We start from the raw sequence: 820 nt of genomic DNA, 5'->3' as shown, positions 1-820 counted from the left end.
GCAAGGTTGGGAGTGGGTTTCGTCATAATAATTAAAGCTTTTCAGCAATTCTTAGCACAGAACTGCGCGAACGAGGGTTCATGTCAATTTCTTGTTTGCTCGGTTTTATCGCTTTGCCAACAGTTTTCATGTTTGCGCTGCCAAGCTCTTTGATTTGCGCTTCCGTCAAAGGAATCCCATGTGGAACCTCAGGACCTTTACTTTCTTTGCGGATAAAGCGTTTTACCATGCGGTCTTCCAACGAATGGAAACTGATGACAGATAAACGACCTTCAGGAGCTAAAATACGAGCCGCGCCTTTCAGCGCAGTATCAATTTCTTCTAGCTCACTGTTGATGTAAATACGGAACGCTTGGAAAGCACGCGTCGCTGGGTGCTTTTTCTCTTTAAAACTTTTTGGTGCTGCTTCAGAGATCAGTTTTGCCAACTGACCAGTACGAACCATTGGCTCGTTCTCTTCGTTTTCACGGTATTCCACAATCGCACGAGCGATACGACGAGCGTGTTTGTCTTCACCGAATTCACGAATCACCCAAGTGATGTCATCCAGATCCGCTTCCATCAACCATTGAGAAACCGGGATGCCTGAAGTTGGATCCATGCGCATATCTAGCGGGCCATCTTTCATAAAGCTGAAGCCACGCTCTGCGTCATCCAGCTGAGGCGAAGACACACCAAGATCCAATAGTACACCGTCTACTTTACCAACTAGGTCATACTCTTCTGCGTATTGAGCCATGCCAGAAAACGGGCCATGAATAATGGTAAAACGAGGGTCGTCAATTTTGCCTGCTTCCGCAATCGCTTGAGGGTCACGGTC

The 820-nt window shown here is 47.1% G+C and carries 1 protein-coding gene; it reads right to left on the bottom strand.

Annotation, left to right across the window (positions count from 1 at the left end; translation table 11 throughout):
- Positions 1 to 31: 31 nt before the first annotated feature.
- Positions 32 to 820 (bottom strand): 16S rRNA (cytosine(1402)-N(4))-methyltransferase RsmH (gene rsmH / locus R7Q11_RS25600; RefSeq protein ID WP_225466928.1); only part of this gene is annotated, 789 nt, incomplete at its 5' end.

This window comes from Vibrio sp. 970 (genome assembly GCF_033339075.1).
This window is presented reverse-complemented; position numbering and strand designations above follow the sequence as displayed.